Here is an 18,672-nt window from a genome sequence, read left to right on the forward strand (position 1 = left end):
CTATTTTTCATCTGCTAATTGCTGCTCGGCAAAATAGATAAACGCTTGCATATACGAGCGCATGTCACCGGCATCATAACTGGCACCGCGCATCGTTGTCACATTCACACCATATTCGTTAATAAGCGCATCGATAGCATCAGTCAGTTGAATCTCACCACCGACTGAGGCTTTAGTGTTTGCGAGGTAATTAAAAATATGATTGCTAAAAACATAACGCCCTACGACAGCTAGGTTTGATGGTGCTTCTGCTAAGCTTGGCTTTTCTACAAAACCTGCCACGCCAAAGCTGGCATTAACGTCGCCAAACTCATCTATATGACTGGTATCGATAAGTTTGGCGATACCGTATTTGTGCACATCTTCGTCAGCAACTTCATTTACCAATATTTGCGAATGGCCGTCATGACTAAAAGCATCAATCATAAAGGCCAAATTATCAGCAGCCATATCAGTAGTAAACGGATCGAGAACGACATCAGGGAGCAATACAGCAAAATCATGCTCGCCAATGATAGGACGCGCAGCTAGTACTGCATGCCCCAAACCTAAGGCCTTACCTTGACGTATCATTGATACCGTTACATCCTCTGGTAGCCAATTTAAACTATCAGCCAGCTCATCTTTACCTTTATGACGTAATTGATTATCTAGCTCAGCATTGATATCGAAGTAGTTTTCAATCGCGCTTTTTTGTGCATGACCGACCAAGACAATATGCTTGATACCCGCAGCGATAGCCTCTTCGACCACATAATGGATAGCAGGACGATTGCCAAGCGGTAACAATTCTTTTGGCACAGATTTAGACAATGGCAGCATACGCGTACCAAAGCCTGCGACAGGGATAACAGCATGAGTAATTTTTTTCATAATAAGAGGACTGTTTTAAGAAAGTAGGTTAGGTAAAATAATGCTAACTTAGCAAATACTTAGTAGATATTATAGCGATTTGGATTTGTACCTTGCTAATATCAAACGTCTCAGCAGATATACAGAAATTATCAGTTCAAGAACCCTGAATCAAAAATTACGAGCCATATCATTCAAAATAACATGTTTATGAAAACTGATACAATCTTTATAAGTAATGGCCAATATCTCGCTTTTCATAGGATTTTCAGATATAAAAAAACACCCCATTGTAGGGGTGTCTTCTTAACATTTCAATATAGTTTTAGTAGTTTCACTATAGACTAATGTCTATCTTACCAGCCAGTAACTTCTTTTAGTTTGTCGCCAAGTTTAGATGGGTCACGTGTGTACGCGATGCCAGCATCTTCAAACGCTTTGAATTTCTCTTCAGCAGTACCTTGACCACCAGAGATAATAGCACCAGCATGGCCCATACGCTTGCCTTCAGGAGCGGTAACACCAGCGATATAACCAACAACTGGCTTAGTTACATGGTCTTTGATGTAAGCAGCAGCTTCCTCTTCAGCAGTACCACCGATCTCACCAATTAGGATGATTGCTTCAGTTTGTGGATCTGCTTCGAACAGTTTTAGCGCGTCAATCTGGTTCATACCAGGGATAGGGTCACCACCGATACCGATACACGTTGACTGACCAAAACCAAGCTTAGTTGTCTGAGCAACCGCTTCATAAGTCAACGTACCAGAACGTGAGATAATGCCCACTTTACCTGGCTGATGGATGTGGCCTGGCATGATACCAATTTTACATTCGCCTGGCGTGATAACACCTGGGCAGTTAGGACCAACCAAACGCACGTCGCCAGCTTCTTCGAGATAGCGTTTTGCTTTTAGCATATCGATAGTTGGTACGCCTTCAGTGATCACAACGATCAACTTAACGCCAGCATCGATGGCTTCAACAATAGAATCTAGTACAAATGGTGCTGGTACATAAATAACAGAAGCGTCAGCTTGAGTCGCTTCCATGGCTTCCGCCATTGTGTTAAACACTGGTAAGCCTAGGTGCGTTTGACCGCCTTTACCTGGGGTTACGCCGCCAACTACTTTGGTGCCGTATTCGATGGCTTGTTCTGAATGGAACGTACCGTTTTTACCAGTAAAACCTTGTACCAATACTTTGGTATCTTTATCGATTAATACACTCATTATATTTTCCTTGTATTCGGTTGTCTTGTAATGATGGCAGCAGGCTTCAGCTGTCATTAGCATTTCAATATGCCACTGCCGTCATTACGCTTTGGCTATTACGCTTTAACAGCGTCGACAATTTTTTGCGCGGCGTCAGAAAGACCTTGAGCTGAAATTAATTTCAGACCAGACTCTTCTAAGATCTGCGCGCCTTTCTCAGCATTGTTACCTTCTAAACGCACGACCACAGGAACTTGTACATCAACTTCTTTTACTGCAGCAATAATCGCTTCTGCAATCATGTCACAGCGTACGATGCCGCCGAAAATGTTGATTAGTACGCCTTCAACACTGCTGTCTTCAAGGATAATTTTGAACGCTTCAACAACGCGATCTTTGGTTGCGCCGCCGCCAACGTCCAAGAAGTTAGCAGGCTTGCCGCCATACAATTTGATGATGTCCATGGTCGCCATGGCAAGACCAGCACCGTTAACCATACAACCGATGTTACCTTCTAGAGCAACATAGTTTAGGTCAAACTCAGCGGCTTTAAGCTCACGCTCGTTTTCTTGAGTTTTATCCTGTAGTGCTGCGATTTTTGGCAGACGATATAGGGCGTTTGAGTCGATGCCAATTTTGCCATCAACACAAACGATTTCGCCGTTTTCACGAACGGCTAATGGGTTGATTTCCATCAATGCAAAGTCATTTTCAACAAATGCCTTATAGGCGCCAGTCATCAATTTAACAAATTGATTGATTTGCTTGCCTTCAAGGCCAAGTTTGAACGCAACGTCACGCGCTTGGAAAGGCATTAAACCAACTAAAGGATCAACGTGTACTTTGAAGATTTTTTCTGGTGTGTTGTGTGCTACTTCTTCGATATCTACGCCGCCTTCGGTAGAGGCCATGAACGTCACACGACGAGTCGCACGGTCAACAACAGCGCCAAGATATAGCTCAGTTTGTACTGGATACATATCTTCTGCAACCAATACGAAGTTGACTGGCTGACCATCAGCATCAGTTTGGAACGTTACTAGGTTAGTACCGATCAGCTCTTCAGCAACTTGCTTGGCTTCTTCGCGAGTTTTGACAAGTTTTACGCCACCCGCTTTACCACGGCCACCAGCATGTACTTGCGCTTTAATTACCGCGATATCCGTTGGGGTTTTATCAAAAGCTGCAGCAGCTTCGTCGCCGTTATGGGCGATGATGCCTTCTTGAATTGGCAATCCGTAGCTTTTTAATAGCTCTTTTGCTTGATACTCATGTAAATTCATTGATTGTATCCTTTATTTTTTACAATTAATAAAAAGTGAAATCAAGTGCGCACATATACATATGAATCATACGTCTGACGCACTCATGATTGTGGCATCGCCAAAATAGCGATACCCCAATCAGGTTGTAAATCGATAATAATTAAACGAGCAACTAGTTATTTCTTACGCTTTTTGCGCTGGATAGCGTGGATAGCACGGCCATCTGCAGATAGCGCCGCTTCATGCACTGCTTCTGAAATCGTTGGATGCGCAAATGTCATCAGCTGCAAGTCTTCAATACTAGAGACAAATTCCATTGCGATCATACCTTGATGGACGATATCGCCAGCGCCAGCAGAGATCGCATGCATACCTAACAAACGATCTGTTTTCGCATCGGCGACGACTTTGATAGAGCCTTGGCCTTCACTTTGCGCTAATGCACGACCGTTAGCAGCTAAGTTGAAAGAGCCGGTCTTCACTTCGTAGCCAGCTTCCTCAGCTTCTTGCTCAGTCAGACCTACCCATGCAATTTCTGGGTGAGTATAAATGACATTGATGATAGTGTCATAGTTAACTTGAGATTTTTCGCCATGAATACGCTCAACGGCCATCATGCCTTCTTCCATCGCTTTATGCGCAAGCATAGGACCACGGACCAAATCACCGATCGCATAAACGCCATCAAGGTTGGTTTTGCACTGATCATTGACATCGATAAGACCACGTTCGGTCAACGTGATACCGCTGTCCTCACCAAGTAGCTTTTCAGAATAAGCACGGCGACCAACACAAACGATTAGCTTGTCAAAGCTCTCCTCGCTCGATTCGCCATTGCTTTCGCTAGTGACGACAACTTGATCACCTTGTACTTCAGCATTGGTGACTTTGGTATCAACGCGGATATCAAGACCTTGCTTTTTGAACATTTTGCCGGCTTCTTTTGAGATGTCTTTGTCAGCAGCAGCTAGGAAACTAGGAAGTGCTTCATATACGACGACCTCGCTACCCAGACGACGCCATACTGAACCAAGCTCAAGACCGATAACACCAGCACCGATAACGCCTAGACGCTTAGGTACTTCAGTGAAATCAAGCGCGCCAGTTGAATCAACAATACGGTCACCGTCAGTCTTCGCTACTGGAATCTCGATAGGCACTGAGCCTGCCGCTAGGATGACGTTTTTGGCAGTGATGGTGGTTTCACTGTCATCGCTTAGGGCGGTGAATTTGATTTGCTTGTCCGCGCCTTTACCGTCAACAAGAGTACCCCAGCCTTGTAGCCAGTCTACGCCGTTGCCTTTTAGTAGTGCAGCAACACCGCCAGTCAACTGTTTTACGATGCCTTCTTTACGAGCAATCATCTGCTCGATATCGATAGCCACATCACCAGTGCTGATACCGTGCTCATCAAGGTCATGCTTAGTTGCTTCATAACGATGTGAGCTGTCAAGCAAGGCTTTTGATGGGATACAACCGACATTTAAGCAAGTACCGCCAAGTGCTGGCTCGCCTTTATAAACGCGCTTTTCGATACAAGCAACACTCATACCGAGCTGGCCTGCACGAATCGCTGCTTCGTAACCACCAGGACCGCCGCCGATGACGACTAAATCATAATTGTCTTTCATAGTACGTTCCTATTTTTAATTTTATGTGTTATTTAAACTGTTTTTTTTTACCAAACGCTCAGCATTGTCTACACTTGATAGCTAATACGCTATGTCCGTGAGAAAGACTAACTTATCGATCACTGAGCATCAGTCACCATTATTAAATTCTTTGAATATAATTAGCAGCAAATCAATTGCTGCTTATCAAGTAGAGCTATTATCTGTACCAAAGCTAAAAAGCTTGTATCAGCGGTTGCCAATACAAGCTTAGAAGCTTACAAGTCTAGTAACAACATAGCTGGGTCTTCGACCAACTCTTTGATAGTTACTAGGAACTGTACCGCTTCTTTACCATCGATCATGCGATGGTCATAAGACAGCGCTAGGTACATCATTGGTAAAATCTCAACTTTACCGTCGACCGCCATTGGGCGCTCGTTGATCGCATGCATACCTAGGATGGCAGTTTGCGGTGGGTTCAAGATAGGGGTTGACATCAATGACCCAAATACACCGCCGTTCGAGATAGTGAATGTACCACCCGTCATCTCGTCTAGACCAAGCTTGCCTTCTTGCGCCTTGCTACCATATTCACGGATTTTGGCTTCGATGTCCGCCATACCCATACGGTCAGTATCACGCAGTACAGGAACGACCAGACCACGATCTGATGATACGGCTACACCGATATCATAAAAACCATGATAAACAATGTCATCACCATCTAGTGAAGCATTGACTGCTGGGAAGCGTTTTAGCGCTTCAGTTGCCGCTTTTACAAACAACGACATAAAGCCTAAACGTACGCCATGACGTTTTTCGAACTTCTCTTTGTACTTAGCGCGCATGTCCATCAATGGCTTCATGTTCACTTCATTAAACGTCGTCAACATCGCGGTATCTTGTGATGCTGATAATAGACGCTCAGCAACACGTTTACGCAAGCGCGTCATTGGAACGCGTTTTTCAGTACGCTCGCCCGTTGATTCTGCTACAGGACGACCGCTGTCTGATTTGATGCTGCTGTCTGATTTTAGTGTTGGGTTTGCCATATCTGTTTTGGTGACACGACCACCGCGGCCACTACCTTCCACATCTTTAGGATCAACGCCAGACTCTTTTGCCGCTTTACGGACGGCTGGGCTTTGATCTTTGTGCTCTGCTTCGTCTTTTTTGTCAGTAGCTTGTACTGGTTCACCGCCATCAGTAGCTTGTTTTGGCTGTACTGGCGCAGCGGGTTGATCTGTCTCTACCGCTGGTGCTTCACCAGCACTTGCGCCTGCTTCAAATTCAGCAATCAGCTCGTCGGACAATACAGTATCATCAACGTTTTTGACGATTTTGGTCAATACACCGTCATCTGGTGCAACGACTTCTAGTACCACTTTATCAGTTTCGATTTCAGCTAGTAGGTCGTCACGACTTACTTGTTGACCTTCAGTGACGTGCCATTCAACGATTGTGCCATCGGCAACCGATTCTGGAAAAACGGGGGCTTTGATGTCAGCCATCGATATACTCCTTAGATTTGGATATTCATACTTATTATTAAGTCGTGATAGGCAATCAGTATCGTTTTAATAATGCTATTTGGCGGAATATTAAAACATACTGACTGTCATCGCCTGATTCATTTATCTTCTATAATCTTAATAGACAATCTATTATTGAGCTAATTCATCAACACTTACACCAAGGCCACCAGCAATCAGTGCTTGTTGTTGCTGTGCATGCAGTTTTGGAGATCCTGTTGCAGGTGCTGCACTAGCAGGACGTGCCACGGGCTCCATCACTTTTGCTTTTGTTGGATGTGGTACAACAATACGGAACATATGCGGTGCTAAGTAGTACCAAGCGCCCTGATTCAATGGCTCTTCTTGCGTCCATACAATCTCGGTCAAGTTGCTGTATTTTTCAATCTCAGCGACCAAACGTTGCTCTGGCAATGGGTAGAGCTGTTCGATACGGACGATCGCAACATGATCAAGACCCAATGCGCGACGCTGTTCTAGTAGATCATAATAAACCTTACCACCGCATAGCACCATACGAGTCACTTTGTCTGCGTTGTGATCGTCCATCTCTGGCAATACCGTTTCGAACTTACCGTTAGCAAGCTCTTCTAAATGAGAAGTTGCTAGCTTATGACGCAATAAGCTCTTTGGTGACATAACGATCAAAGGCTTACGAATTGGGCGTATCGCCTGACGACGTAAGGCATGGAAAATTTGCGCGGGCGTCGTTGGTGTGATGACTTGCATATTGTCTTCAGCACATAGCTGTAAGAAGCGCTCAAGGCGAGCAGATGAATGCTCAGGGCCTTGACCTTCAAAGCCATGTGGTAACAACATGGTCAAACCACAAACGCGTTGCCATTTGGTCTCGCCGCTTGAGATGAACTGATCAATGACAACTTGAGCACCGTTAACGAAATCGCCAAACTGCGCTTCCCAAACGATCAAAGCATTCGGTACGGTGGTTGCATAGCCATATTCAAAGGCCAATACAGCTTCTTCTGATAATAACGAGTTATAAGTTGCAAAGCGTGCTTGTTTCTCGCTCAAATGAGCAAGTGGCACATACATGCTGCCATCATTAACATTGTAGATTTCAGTATGACGATGTGAGAATGTACCACGGCCGACATCTTCACCAGTAATACGTACCAAGACATCATCGTTATCAACTAATGATGCATAGGCTAATGTCTCAGCGGCACCCCAGTTGAGAGGCTCTTCGCCTGTTTGCATGGCTAGACGCTGCTCAACAACCTTTTGAACCTGACGCTGTAGCTTGTAGCCTTCTGGCATCTCAGCCATACGGCGTCCATAACCTTTGAGCTTTTCGATATCAACACTGGTATCCCAATCGTCAACCAAGTCATGACCTAGATAAGGCTTCCAGTCTACAAATAGCTGCTCGTTAGGCTCTTGAACCAGTGAGCTGACAACGTAATCGCCACGGTCTAAAGATTCACGATAATTATCTTCATACTGTTTTTCTTCTTCAGTATTTAAGATACCTTCTGCGATGAGCTTTTGTGCATAAAGGGTACGTGTCGTTGGCAGCTTCTTAATAACTGCATACATCAATGGCTGAGTGGCTGAAGGCTCATCTGCCTCGTTGTGACCGTTGCGACGGTAGCAGAACAAGTCAATAATGATGTCTTTATCAAACTGATGACGATAGTCTAAGGCTAATTGAGCCGCGAAAACGACTGATTCAGGATCATCACCATTCACGTGTAGGATTGGTGCATGTACCATTTTTGCGACATCAGTACAATATTCGGTTGAACGAACATCTTCTTGACGGCTAGTGGTAAAGCCAACTTGGTTATTGATAACGATATGTACAGTACCGCCAGTGGTATAAGCACGGGTCTGTGACATTTGGAAGGTTTCTTGAACCACACCCTGTCCAGCAAAAGCCGCATCACCATGGATAACGATAGGTAACACTGAGTTGCCACCAGTATTATCTAATGACGGCTGATCATTACGGCGCACTTGACGTGCACGTACTGAGCCTTGTAGTACTGGTGCAACGATTTCAAGATGCGATGGGTTAAATGCTAAGGCTAAATGCGCTTCACCACCTGGGGTCATCACGTTAGATGAAAAACCATTGTGATACTTAACGTCGCCTGAGCCTTTTTCTGGCTGCACTTTACCGTCAAACTCATCAAATAAGTCTGCAGGGTTTTTGCCCAAAATATTGACCAACACGTTTAGACGTCCACGGTGAGCCATACCAATGACCATCTCTTTTGTACCATAGCCACCAGCACGTTGGATGATTTCATTGACTGCAGGTATGAAACTCTCACCACCTTCTAGACCAAAACGCTTAACGCCTGTATATTTACGCGCCAAATATTTTTCTAGACCTTCGGCCGCTGTTAGACGCTCAAGAATAGACAAACGCTTTTCTTTGTCAAACTTGATATAGCCTAGATTGCTTTCTACATACTCTTCCATCCAGCGTTTTTCAGTGCTGGTGGTCACATGCATATACTCAATACCGATATGGCGGCAGTAAACACGCTCCATGATCTCGATAATTTCACGCAATGGCGCTTCGTCTTTACCGATCACTAAATCATTGGTTGGGAATACAGTATCAAGGTCGGCTTCTGATAGGTTGTGATAAGCTAGGGTCAGATCTTCCACTTCTGCACGTGGATGTAAGTTCAATGGATCTAGCTTGGCGCGGCGGTGACCACGGCGGCGGTATGCGGAGATGAGTTGCTGTACACCCATTTGCTTTGGATCAGTACAGTTGTCTGAATTACTACTACTTGTACCGGTACTTTCGTTACTCGATTTGTTCGCCGTTTGATTGCGGGCAAGTAACAAAAATTGGTCTTTAATAGCATTATGCTGAGCATCATTTGACGATTTGTACTGTTCGAAGTACGCTTGCCAATCTGTGTCAACACTATCAGGGTCCGTTAGGTATTGCTCATAAAGAGCTTCTATATAGCTGGCATTATCGGCGGCCAGTTCAGTATGTCCTTGGCCCGCTTTTTCTTTGGTTATACTATTCATAATAATCGTCTATTTGATAGATAAATGAATGGAATCGTGCTTATTATGGTGTCAGTCGTTGTATGCTAGGCGTTTAGACAATTCGTCATACCCCATTGAATACAGTTCGATAAAACCCTTTATCCCTAAGTATTGCCGTCACTATAGAATATTGCTGTCATTGTCTAAAAGAGCAAGTAATGCTAAATAGTGATAACAAGTCTTATTGCAACACCTATGTTAAAAATAAATTTATTTGTGAACACTCAGTTTTCTGATCTGGCTCGTTTCACAACATTAATTTATATATACTTCTTTTAGCCATAACCAATTCATCAATGATAAATTATTAATAAATGGTCAATCTTTCAGCTAGCCTATAAACTGGCTATTATCGCTGAAATATCCGCTATTTGCTAACAAATCTTATTGTTTCAGATAAACATGCATTGCTGTATAGCATATCATGAGCGTTTTTTGCGATATAGTTTGTTTGTTCAATACTAAGTATTTACGTAATGAATATCTATTATCAATTATAGAAGCATCGTTATTGTATACATAACGTTTTATTGTATTAATGCAATAGCCCGTATAAATGCTACTTTTAATGCATTGGAAACAAACTTCGCAATGTTTGATCAAGTTCAGGATGTAATTATACCAAACTTTACGTGTATCTGATTGTATAGATTGACTGTTTATACAATATGTCTTCTTGCATATGACTAACGTATCGCCCGTACGGATTTACGGATAGACTAACGTTCTATTATTCACCAGTGTACTAGGCTTCTTGTTCTACCTATCCGGCAGGATTATTCATCGCTACCAATAGAAGCCCACTTCAAACAATAGTAATCAGAAAATTAATACTACTATAATCAGTGATTTTGACTAACAAAAACACCACCTAATGAATAGGTGGTGTTTTTGTTAGTCAATAATAATCAAAACAATTAACCAGCTTGATCAATCAACATATTACGTAAATGACCGATTGCTTTGGTTGGGTTCAAGCCTTTTGGACAAACTGACACACAGTTCATGATACCGCGGCAACGGAATAAACTGAACGGATCGTCTAAACGCGCCAAACGTGCTTGCGTGTCACCGTCACGGCTGTCAGCCACAAAGCGATACGCATGTAGCAACGCTGATGGACCTAAGAACTTATCAGGGTTCCACCAAAAAGATGGGCAGCTCGTTGAGCAGCATGCACACAGAATACACTCATACAGACCATTTAACTTTTCACGCTCAGCAGGAGACTGCAGACGCTCAGTTGGGGGTGCTGGCTGATCATTGATTAAGTACGGATGTACTTTTTCGTATTGCTCGTAGAATTGGTTCATATCAACAACCAAGTCACGAACCACTGGCAAACCAGGTAACGGACGAACGGTTACTTTTTCTGGTAGCGTGTTCATGTTGATTAGACATGCTAGACCATTTTTACCATTGATGTTCATGCCATCAGAACCACAAATACCTTCACGGCAAGAGCGGCGGAAAGTGATTGTTTCATCTTCTTTCTTTAGGCGTAATAACACGTCAAGCAACATACGATCTGAATCAAGTAATTCAATCGTATAAGTTTGCATGCGTGGGGCTGCGTCCACATCAGGATCGTAGCGATAGATTTCGATGGTGCGAGTACCTCGGCTCATAATGCTAAACTCCACACGTAGGTGATGGCGGGCATACAAAGATTGCAACATATGAGTGCTGGCTACTAATCACTACTGATAATTGAATATCAATTAATAGCCTAGCAGCACTCCTATGAGCATGTAGCTGGCGGTCACCTTTTTAATAAATGAATAAGGGATAAAACGTTTAAGCTTTCTGTTTATATCGAGCGCATAGTCTAGGATTAATAGACGCGAACTTTTGGTTCGATATAGTCAACAGTCAGTGGCACTTTGCGAACTGGTTTGTAAATGATACGGTTGCCTTCAGAATACCATAAAGTATGCTTCATCCAATCGTGGTCATTACGGCCGTTTGGTGCATAGTCATCATCTTCTGGACGATCATAATCAGAGACACTATGCGCGCCGCGGCTTTCGTGGCGGCTCGCGGCTGATACCATCGTCGCTTTTGCTACTTCGTATAGGTTTGCCACTTCAAACGCTTCGATACGAGCAGTGTTGAAGACTTGTGATTTATCACCCAAATGGATTTGTTCGACTTTCTCACCCAGCGCTAAAATTTTCTCAACGCCTTCATCCATCATGGCTTGCGTACGGAATACACTGGCGTGTTTCTGCATCGTCGCACGAATCTCATCAGCCACGTCTTGTGCATTGTAGCCTGATGTTGATTGCTGCAATTTGTTTAAACGACCAACCGTGATATCAAGTACATGCGGATCAAGTGGTTTGTAGTTATGATCATTTTGATGGAACTCATCAACAATGTGCTTACCAGCAGCACGACCAAACACAACCAAATCAAGTAGTGAGTTGGTACCTAAACGGTTGGCACCGTGTACACTCACACAAGCGCACTCACCAATAGCGTATAGTCCTTTAACGACGTTACCATTAGCATATAAACCGTCTTCATCTGTACCTGCCTCTAGATCCGGCACGATTACCTGACCATGGATAGTGGTTGGAATACCACCCATCATGTAGTGAATGGTTGGGATAACTGGAATAGGTTCTTTAGTAATGTCAACGTTGGCGAAGTTTTTACCGATCTCAAATACTGACGGTAGACGCTTCATGATAGTGTCGACACCCAAATGGGTCATGTCCATGACGATATGGTCAGCATTAGGGCCACAACCACGACCTTCTTTAATTTCTTGGTCCATAGAGCGCGATACGAGATCACGTGGTGCCAAATCTTTAACGGTTGGGGCATAACGCTCCATGAAAGCTTCGCCATCCTTGTTACGCAAGATAGCACCTTCGCCGCGGCACCCTTCGGTCAATAGTACACCTGCACCATGAACGCCCGTTGGATGGAACTGCCAGAACTCCATATCCTGTAGTGGGATACCAGCGCGAACTGCCATACCAATACCATCACCAGTGTTGATATAAGCGTTGGTAGAAGCGGCAAAGATACGACCTGCACCACCTGTTGCTAGAACAGTAACTGGTGCTTGGAATACCGCAACAGTACCTGTCTCTTGCTCAAGAGCGATAACACCGTTGATGTTACCCGCTTCGTCTTTGATCAAATCAAGCGCAATCCACTCGATAAAGAACTCAGTGCCTTGCTGTAAGTTTTTCTGATACAGCGTGTGTAGCAATGCGTGACCTGTACGGTCAGCAGCAGCGCACGCACGTTGTACCGCTTTTTCGCCATAGTTTGACGTATGACCGCCGAATGGACGCTGATAAATCGTACCATCTTCGTTACGGTCAAACGGCATGCCCATGTGCTCAAGCTCATAGACTACCTTTGGTGCTTCACGGCACATATACTCGATAGCGTCTTGGTCACCTAACCAATCTGACCCTTTTACGGTGTCATAAAAATGGAAGTGCCAGTTGTCGTTACTCATGTTGCCCAAACTTGCACCGATACCACCCTGAGCGGCAACCGTGTGCGAACGTGTTGGGAATACTTTGGTCAGGACTGCAACCTTCATACCCGCTTCCGCTAAGTGCAATGAAGCGCGCATACCTGAACCACCGCCACCAACGATAACTGCATCGTAGTTTAGGGTCTTAATATTACTAATGGTATTGTCTTGTCTAGTTGCCATTACGGTTTTCCTAATGCCTATTAATGCTTATAAGTAAATGAAAAGCGTGTTTTAAAATCTTCTTATTGCAGGTTTAAGGGCTTTTATTTGGCCATTACATGCACTTATTAAAGAAGAGGATATAACAGTCTTTGACCACTTAATTTGCATATCTATCGTTATACTGAACCAAACCTGCTCAACCTTGTTGCTCATTCAGCGACAATCTAAATAGTGGGCGCTGTTGGTCCAATGCTATGACTATTTTTGGCTATCAACGGATACTTTTAAACTACTCTATCAGCTGACATACCAGCTGCGCGCATCCGTTATATATAGATGCTTATATCAATACTAAAGCTGGTCACTCAATCATTAAACAGCAACGACACTAAAGCCGTTACCCCAAAAAATCATGATGCCCCAAAATAGAAATACTAAAATAGCGATAATCATCAATGACTGTAGCACTAAACGTAAACCTGCTGCGCTTGAGCCCAGTTTGCCTGTCGTAATATAGTCAGTAAATACTGTCCACATTCCCACCCAAGCATGGCCAGCTAATGCAAGTACAGCAACTAAGCTAAATAAACGCATTGGCAGGCTAGTCATGAATGATGACCACTCAAGATACGTGACATCGCCGTGGGTCAAAAAGAAACCCAGCAACACCACACTATAAACGGCTAAAACAACAGCACTAATACGCTGAATAATCCAATCGCGTGAGCCTGAACCTGTCAGACCAGTAGCACTTTTGATTCCTGAATCATTTTTAATCATTAGAACATCACCCATATAAATGACGCGACAACTAAAATCGCTGCAATTACAAAACTGACCATAGAGGCAGCGCGGCCAGATTTTAGCTCTTCGTTCATGCCCATATCAGCAAATAAATGTTTGATACCCATCACGAAGTGATATGCAATGGCGGCAACAAATATCCATGCCAAAAAGCGCACAAGTACGTTGTCAAATACGGTCTCAAAACTCTCAGGCGACGCCAATGAGTTCTGTAATAGCCACAGCATAACAGGAATTAATAAGAATAAAATAATGCCAGAGATACGATGCAAAATAGAGGCGATTGCGATCGGTGAGCGATTAACGCTAATCACTTGGCTTAGAGGCAGATCAATAGGTCGGTTGCTTTTCACAGCGGGCATCCTTTTTGCGGTTATACTCCTGTATCTGCTATCAACGCTTGACAAAAATGGTATCAGTTGAGCATCGAGCAACACACGAGACGAATAAAGTAAGGAAGAGCTAGCTGACTTCTTTTAGTTTGTGCTAAATATGAAGAAAGAATCATGTATATAAGGTATTGATAAGCTGTTTAGTGTCGCTTGTCGAGCTGACAGGCCTACAAAACAACCTATCTATTATACAACAAAGAAAATAAACATGAGTAAGATCGACTAACCAGTCTATTTTTATTGGTCGTATGAATAGCCAGACAACGTTAATATGTCTTCTCTATCAAAATAAACCTTGTACTGAGCACTAAATACTGGTGCTGAGCATCTAAAAATAGAGCAGTTAACAAGAACATTTAAACCACAGAATTCGGTTTGGTTTATCAAAATACCAGACAATCGTAAATAAGCATGTATAAAGTAAGCTCTAGGCGACACTATATCATGACCACTTATCAATTCGCACAAAGCTAGTGCCAGTCAATTCCTGCAATTATAAAATGACTGGGCGATAATTACAAATTTATCCCTAAAGTAATAAAGTCACACACTTAATTAACAAACGAATAGATATATGCAATACTGAATGTGGAAAACGCTTACCTCTGACAATTATGCTCGACACTTAACTTGTCTACTGCTCATGCCCTGTCTGTTTGTAGCCTCGTTTTTTGCGAAAATCCTGCTGCGTTTTTGCGACAAACCCCAAAATATAACGTCAATATTGACGTTGTAAACATGTTTAATAAACAGAAAGTTTGGCGCAAAATAACCAATCAGACATATTTTGATACAAAAATTACAGCGAACAACCACCGCTAGGCCGTGCCAATTGGACCCACGGTCAATAAAAGTTTTTTCAAATCACAAGTAATTGCTGCTAATATACCTTGCGTATTAAATGAGTGAAACGGATTTTGCCGTTTGACAGATAACGACGTGAGGTATGCGTCTGTAGTAATTTTATTCTAACGAATCAAAAACAATGGAGAGCAATTTATGGCTGACACTAATGCCAAACTAACCGTGAATGGTGAAGAATACGAACTTCCTATTATTGAAGGTACTTTAGGGCGCCCAGTTATCGATGTTGCTGCTTTGCAAGAATCAGGATTTTGGTCTTATGACCCTGGTTTTAAAGTAACTGCTCCCGTTGAATCAAAAATTACTTATATCGATGGTGGCAAAGGCGAATTATTACACCGCGGCTACCCTATCGACGAGTTAGCAAACCATGCTGAATATCTAGAAGTGGCATATGCGTTGCTAAATGGCGAGCTACCTAACGCTGAGCAAAAGGCAGATTTCTTTGAAAAAATTCGTGAACATACGGCTGTTCATGATCAATTGCGTAAATTCTTTGAAGGTTTCCGCCGTGACGCGCATCCAATGGCCATTATGGTTGGTGTCGTTGGTGCGTTATCAGCGTTCTATCATGACAACCTAGACCTAAGCAACGAAGAGCATCGTGAAATCACAGCTATTCGTTTGATTGCTAAGATGCCTACGCTTGCGGCGATGAGCTATAAATACTCGCAGGGCGAACCGTTCATGTATCCACGTAACGACTTTAGCTACGCTGAGAACTTCTTGTACATGATGTTTGCGACTCCTGCTGATGTGGACTATGAGCCAAACGACGTCGTCACCCGCGCCATGGACAAAATCTTCACCTTGCACGCAGACCACGAGCAAAACGCCTCGACTTCTACTGTGCGCCTAGCCGGCTCAACGGGTGCCAACCCTTATGCCTGTATCGCTGCTGGTATCGCAGCTCTTTGGGGTCCATCGCATGGCGGCGCCAACGAAGCTGTACTAGAAATGCTTGATGAAATCGGTACGGTTGAAAACGTGCCAGCATTTATGGAAAAAGTGAAAAGCCGTGAAGTGAAGCTAATGGGCTTTGGTCACCGTGTCTACAAAAACTTCGATCCACGTGCGAAAGTCATGAAAGAGACTTGTGATGAAGTATTAGAAGCACTTGGTGTCAACGATCCTAAACTTGAATTGGCAATGGCACTCGAAAAAATTGCACTAGAAGACCCGTTCTTCATCGAGCGTAACCTATATCCAAACGTTGATTTTTACTCTGGTATTATCTTAAAAGCCATCGGTATCCCAACATCAATGTTTACGGTAATCTTTGCACTGGCTCGTACTTCAGGTTGGATCAGCCATTTGTTAGAGATGCACAGCGCCCCATACAAGATCGGTCGTCCACGTCAGTTATATACTGGTGAAACGCGCCGTGACTTTGTCAAGGTTGAAGACCGTAAGTAATCAAAAATAGTATCTTTACAATAAAAAATCCCGCCATCGTGCGGGATTTTTTATTGCTATGATGGGATAGATACTATTGGATATACTTCATCCAATTATTGGCAAACTCGTTACTATGTGTATCATTTAAACCGTTATTGAAACTCTTTTAACGTCTGCTCATATTTAGCAATCTGCTCGTCATATCCTTTAATCGTATCGTTGAATTTGGCCATGAGCGTTTCAAATTCTTGCTGCTGTTGTTGCTTCATTTGCTGCATATCAACCACTTGCTGCGCTTCTATTTGCTCCCATACTTGGTGCTGAATAATCAACCGAGCCAGCGCAGGGCTTTTTGCACTGACCCTTCCTGCAATCTCTGCATGCTCAAATAACTGAGGAACTAAGGTCGCTATGTTGATTAGCGTATCCGCATCTTCTGCACTAAGGGGCGTGGTCACAGGCTGATATAACGCTGCCATCGTTTGCTGATATCGCTCGATGATCTGCTCTTCCGTCAATATAATCGGTTTGCGCGGCTCAAGGCTAATACGTTTTAATACCGTTAAGTCACGCTCTCCAACTTCCGTACTTGTATTCATCTCTGTATCCGAACCTTCCTCACTGGTAGCGTTAGCTTCTACTGGACTATCAGCTGGTAATGGTTCGGAATTGGCGCTATTCGCATTTTCTGTAAGAGTAGCTGAATCGTTAGTCGCTCCATTGAGTAATAGCGACTCTTCGCTATCTGAAGTATCTGCCGCTTCCAGTGACTCATACTCTGCTTGTAGTCGACGCTGTAGCCCTTGCGCTTGCGCAACGTATATAGGCTGAAACTGCTCTATACGCGCCGCAGCAGAATCACTTTGCTGCATAGGTTGACTGTCTTCCTCACTTGTTTTTTCAGTTGTCTGAGCCTCATCTGATACAGGCGGTGCGTCAGCTTGCTGCTGACAGCCGGTCAGAAATAGCACGCCCGTTAGCGCTACTGCGGCCAGAGCTGAGCTAGCAGAAGTATCAACATTAGGCTTTACTGGCAAAAGTCGAAACATAAGCGTAAATATCCTTTAATAAGGCTAAAATATAAAAAGCTAAAATGGTGATGCACGTAGGCTTTTCGCTTACTATGAGGCAGTTTAAATAGTAAAATTGCTGTTGGCGCGTTTTTTGTCAGTCATGTCGTTTACTGTCAAAAATGGTATACAGGCTTCTAAATCCTGACAATCCTGTCCTTTTTGACGGCGCACAAAATAATCTTGAACCATTCGCGCCTGCTGCTCGATACCGTATTTAAAAAAGGACTTACCCGTCTCTAGCACATAATCATATCGCCGATCGATAAGGGCACCGCGTACCACTTTCAAGCCTTGCTGTAACTGCCACACATGGGTGAGCTCATGGATGAGCCAGCTTTGCTTGCCTAACGAGGCCACACTAAAATCTGTGATCCAATCGGCGGGATTAAAGTAAACATTACCATTCGGACTCACCGCATAACTTTTGAGAACCCACCAAGTGGTTTTTAGTCGCACTTCATCTAATCTGATACTGTCACCGAACACTGAGCGTGCCAACGCGATCTCACCAACTGTCAGACAACGCGACTGCTGCTTTTTTGCAATATTACGTGAGTATCGGTTCAATAAACGCTTGAGAGGTGGTCTCATCATAGTCAGTGCAATACCTTATCGTTGATAGGCCAGTGATAATAAATGGTGTTTGGTCAATCATTCTGATCGTTACCATTGAACCGTTAGTAAGGATGAATGATTAAAAATAAAGTGCTGGGGACATAAGCTATACGCTTCGTTAGCTTTCATTAACATGTTTTTGCGTTAGCCTAGCGTGTATTGCTTATAGCAAGTACCATACTTATAAAGTAGCCTACTTTGACTGCTGATGTCTAATACTCATTGTCATAGTAAAGTTGCTGCGAGAATCATGCCAAGCAAACAAACGCTTTTCACTTCAATAGAAATGATAACTATAGACGAGTATGTCGTTATTTAGATTTGACTATAAAATCTCTCAATGG

13 protein-coding genes are annotated in these 18,672 nt (G+C 43.5%); 1 reads left to right on the top strand and 12 read right to left on the bottom strand.

From position 1 onward, the window contains the following. The 10 genes from HL061_RS07835 to sdhC all read right to left on the bottom strand — a co-directional run bounded on the left by HL061_RS07835 (window position 1) and on the right by sdhC (window position 14,348). Complete coding sequence (locus HL061_RS07835; protein ID WP_071002567.1) at window positions 1–873, bottom strand: UTP--glucose-1-phosphate uridylyltransferase; 873 nt, start codon at window positions 871–873, stop codon at window positions 1–3. 335 nt (window positions 874–1,208) lie between these two features. Continuing rightward, window positions 1,209–2,084 (bottom strand): succinate--CoA ligase subunit alpha, encoded by an 876-nt coding sequence (gene sucD / locus HL061_RS07840; protein ID WP_058023974.1) that lies wholly within the window; start codon window positions 2,082–2,084, stop codon window positions 1,209–1,211. Between the two features lie 98 nt (window positions 2,085–2,182). Next, a complete protein-coding gene (gene sucC, locus HL061_RS07845; RefSeq protein WP_058023973.1) occupies window positions 2,183–3,349 on the bottom strand; it encodes an ADP-forming succinate--CoA ligase subunit beta in 1,167 nt (388 codons plus the stop codon). Window positions 3,350–3,507: 158 nt separating this feature from the next. Next, complete coding sequence (gene lpdA / locus HL061_RS07850) at window positions 3,508–4,962, bottom strand: dihydrolipoyl dehydrogenase (RefSeq protein ID WP_071002568.1); 1,455 nt, start codon at window positions 4,960–4,962, stop codon at window positions 3,508–3,510. Between the two features lie 257 nt (window positions 4,963–5,219). Further along, a complete protein-coding gene (odhB, locus tag HL061_RS07855) occupies window positions 5,220–6,455 on the bottom strand; it encodes a 2-oxoglutarate dehydrogenase complex dihydrolipoyllysine-residue succinyltransferase (RefSeq protein WP_071002569.1) in 1,236 nt (411 codons plus the stop codon). Window positions 6,456–6,608: 153 nt separating this feature from the next. Further along, window positions 6,609–9,494: a 2-oxoglutarate dehydrogenase E1 component gene (locus tag HL061_RS07860; protein WP_071002570.1), complete on the bottom strand. Its 2,886-nt coding sequence runs from the start codon at window positions 9,492–9,494 to the stop codon at window positions 6,609–6,611. Window positions 9,495–10,432: 938 nt separating this feature from the next. Then, window positions 10,433–11,143, bottom strand: a complete 711-nt coding sequence (locus tag HL061_RS07865; RefSeq protein WP_058023969.1) for a succinate dehydrogenase iron-sulfur subunit — start codon at window positions 11,141–11,143, stop codon at window positions 10,433–10,435. Window positions 11,144–11,349: 206 nt separating this feature from the next. Continuing rightward, complete coding sequence (sdhA, locus tag HL061_RS07870) at window positions 11,350–13,200, bottom strand: succinate dehydrogenase flavoprotein subunit (RefSeq protein ID WP_071002571.1); 1,851 nt, start codon at window positions 13,198–13,200, stop codon at window positions 11,350–11,352. A gap of 354 nt (window positions 13,201–13,554) precedes the next feature. Then, complete coding sequence (gene sdhD / locus HL061_RS07875; protein WP_227511562.1) at window positions 13,555–13,941, bottom strand: succinate dehydrogenase, hydrophobic membrane anchor protein; 387 nt, start codon at window positions 13,939–13,941, stop codon at window positions 13,555–13,557. Window positions 13,942–13,961: 20 nt separating this feature from the next. Next, window positions 13,962–14,348, bottom strand: a complete 387-nt coding sequence (sdhC, locus tag HL061_RS07880) for a succinate dehydrogenase, cytochrome b556 subunit (protein WP_083328899.1) — start codon at window positions 14,346–14,348, stop codon at window positions 13,962–13,964. Window positions 14,349–15,377: 1,029 nt separating this feature from the next. Between sdhC and gltA the strand changes: the two genes are divergently transcribed. Further along, on the top strand, window positions 15,378–16,658 hold the full coding sequence (gene gltA, locus HL061_RS07885) for a citrate synthase (protein ID WP_071002573.1): 1,281 nt from the start codon (window positions 15,378–15,380) through the stop codon (window positions 16,656–16,658). Window positions 16,659–16,792: 134 nt separating this feature from the next. Here the strand turns inward: gltA and HL061_RS07890 are convergent, their stop codons facing one another. After that, window positions 16,793–17,689 carry a hypothetical protein gene (locus HL061_RS07890; protein ID WP_071002574.1) on the bottom strand — a complete coding sequence of 299 codons (897 nt, stop codon included), beginning with the start codon at window positions 17,687–17,689 and terminating at the stop codon, window positions 16,793–16,795. A gap of 84 nt (window positions 17,690–17,773) precedes the next feature. Next, the gene (locus HL061_RS07895; RefSeq protein ID WP_071002575.1) at window positions 17,774–18,307 is read right to left on the bottom strand and encodes a type IV secretion protein Rhs; all 534 of its coding nucleotides are present in this window, start codon (window positions 18,305–18,307) and stop codon (window positions 17,774–17,776) included. Between the last annotated feature and the right edge of the window lie 365 nt (window positions 18,308–18,672).

The sequence above is a fragment of the Psychrobacter sp. PSP genome (assembly GCF_024085615.1).
In the GTDB taxonomy this organism is placed as follows: Bacteria; Pseudomonadota; Gammaproteobacteria; order Pseudomonadales; family Moraxellaceae; genus Psychrobacter; species Psychrobacter pacificensis.